The following is a 2,263-nucleotide window of genomic DNA, read 5'->3' as shown; positions in this document are numbered from 1 at the left end:
GGATTTTCAGCTATAAATTTTAAAGCCTCTATTATTTCAGTTATTCCCGCCTTGTTATCTGCTCCAAGTAAAGTAGTTCCGTCTGAAGTTATTATAGTTTTTCCGATTTTATCAGATAAAGTTTGAAATTCGCTTGGCGATAAAACTATATTTTTTTCTTTATTGACAACTATATCTCCACCATCGTAATTTTCGTGAATTTGAGGCTTAACACCTTCTCCCTTAGCTGCTGGTGAAGTATCCATATGAGCTATAAATCCTATTTTCTTTAAATTTTTATCTGTATTTGATTTTAAGGATGCATACACATATCCCTTGTCGTCCATATGAGCATCTAAAAGTCCTATTTCTTTTAAATCTTTTACTAATATTTTTCCTAGATTTTTTTGAATCTCTGTACTTGGAACTGTTAAAGATTCTTCATCACTAGTAGTATGTATTTTGGCATATTTGATAAATCTATCTATTAAATTTTGCATAATCTTCTCCTTCTATTATTTCATATTTACTACTTATTATTTACAATTTTTCAAAAAACTTTCACTAAAAAATTTCCAAATAGCTTCCTTTCTCTCCTCATATCTATCCTCTCCACAGTACATAAGACTTACCATAAGTCCGTCTAAAAGAGCAGTATATGTCATTGCTATCTCTTTAGCTAAATCCTTCTCTACGCCCTCTCTTATGAGATATTCTATTATTAAATTCTCTACTGTAAAATAATAATTATCACAGTATTTTTTTATAAAATCATTATATCTTTCTACAAATCGATATCCTATTTTATACACAAAATTTATAGTAAAATCTTCATTGTTTATAAATCTATCTTTTAAAGAAATTAAAAATCCCTCTAAAACTTCTAAAATAGGAATAGGCTCTTCTTTTTTAGAAAAATAATTGACAGCAAAATCCTTTTCTGCTTTAAAAGAAATTTCTGTAGCTTTTTCAAAAATTTCATCTTTACTTTTAAAATGTGAGTATATAGTCGATTTTTTTATACCAACTAATTCAGCTATATTTGATATAGAGGTTCCGTCATATCCGTTTATTGAAAAACTATATATAGCCTTCTCTATTATTTTATTTGATGACATAAATGTTAAATCTCCTTTATATTATTATACAACTTTATCCTTTTTTAAATTTGAAAATATCATCTTATGCTCTACATTAGGGTCAAATTTAAATATTTTGAAAACTATTTCAAGTAAATATCCAAAACAGAAGGCTGATATTATCGTACCTATTCCAAAAGTACCTCCCAACAAATATCCAACTATTACTGCACATATTTCCATTATAGCTCTCAACATTCCAATTGATTTACCAGTTTTTTTGTGAAGTGCAATCATAAGTCCATCTCTAGGTCCACATCCAAGCGCTGGTACTAAATACAAAACTGTAGCAAATGCCATAATCACAAGTCCCAATATTGTCATAACTACACCCAAAAATAAATTATGTGTAACTGGAATAACATTCATACTATCGATTACATCTATCAAAATTCCTGGAACAAATATATTACCTATAGTTCCCCATCCTAATTTTTCACCTAAAGCTATAGATGCTACGATAACTATTACACCTACTAGCATAGATGCCTGTCCCATAGTCATACCTGTTGTCTTACTAAGCCCTTGATGGAATACATCCCAAGGAGATAATCCAGCATTTGAATTTACCATTACTACAACAGCAACTGCAGTCAAAACATAACCTAAAGTTAAATAAATTATTGTTTTCATATTCTTCATATTTAAACCTCCTAAAAATTAAACTATCCACTATAAAATTTTAAGACCGAACGGTCGGTTCTATATTTTTATAATAACACAGTTTTCTATAATTTTTCTAAAATTCACAAAAATTTCATAAAATTATAATTGCCTATAAGCAAAAATAGATTTGAAAATTAATTCAAATCTATCTTGCCAATAATTTATTAGAAAGATTTATATATTTTTGATCCTCACTCGAATTGTAAATTTCTATCTTTCCAATATTACTATCTTTATTTAATTCATTTTTTTCTTCTAAAACTTCTTTAAGATGTCTGCAAGTACCTAAATTTCCATCCACTAAATGTGTCTTTTGAGGAAGAAATTTCTTTAAGTAATCTCTGTAAAAAATAAAATGTGTACATCCCAAAACAACGCTGTCGAGATTGTCCATATCGATATTTTTATAGTACTCTTTAATTTGATCTGATACTACATCTTCATTGTCTATCAAATCATTTTCAACTATTTCTACAAGC

General features: G+C 28.1%; 2 protein-coding genes and 2 pseudogenes. All 4 read right to left on the bottom strand.

Annotation, left to right across the window (positions count from 1 at the left end; translation table 11 throughout):
• A pseudogene (locus tag MR593_RS11190) lies at window positions 1-479 on the bottom strand (peptidase T); the annotation flags it as partial.
• 36 nt (window positions 480-515) lie between these two features.
• A complete protein-coding gene (locus tag MR593_RS11185; RefSeq protein WP_290692888.1) occupies window positions 516-1,097 on the bottom strand; it encodes a TetR/AcrR family transcriptional regulator in 582 nt (193 codons plus the stop codon).
• 24 nt (window positions 1,098-1,121) lie between these two features.
• Window positions 1,122-1,760 (bottom strand): YczE/YyaS/YitT family protein, encoded by a 639-nt coding sequence (locus MR593_RS11180; RefSeq protein ID WP_290692887.1) that lies wholly within the window; start codon window positions 1,758-1,760, stop codon window positions 1,122-1,124.
• A gap of 169 nt (window positions 1,761-1,929) precedes the next feature.
• Window positions 1,930-2,263: pseudogene (locus MR593_RS11175) on the bottom strand (glutamate racemase); the annotation flags it as partial.

Origin of the sequence: Intestinibacter sp. (assembly GCF_022780145.1) — a bacterium.
In the GTDB taxonomy this organism is placed as follows: Bacteria; Bacillota; Clostridia; order Peptostreptococcales; family Peptostreptococcaceae; genus Intestinibacter.
Note: the sequence above shows the minus strand (reverse complement) of the source record. Positions and strands in the feature narration are given on the sequence as shown.

Coding starts and splice junctions, on each gene's coding strand:
- MR593_RS11180 (WP_290692887.1), bottom strand. CDS start 1,760: ATGAAGAATATGAAAACAATAATTTATTTAACTTTAGGTTATGTTTTG.
- MR593_RS11185 (WP_290692888.1), bottom strand. CDS start 1,097: ATGTCATCAAATAAAATAATAGAGAAGGCTATATATAGTTTTTCAATA.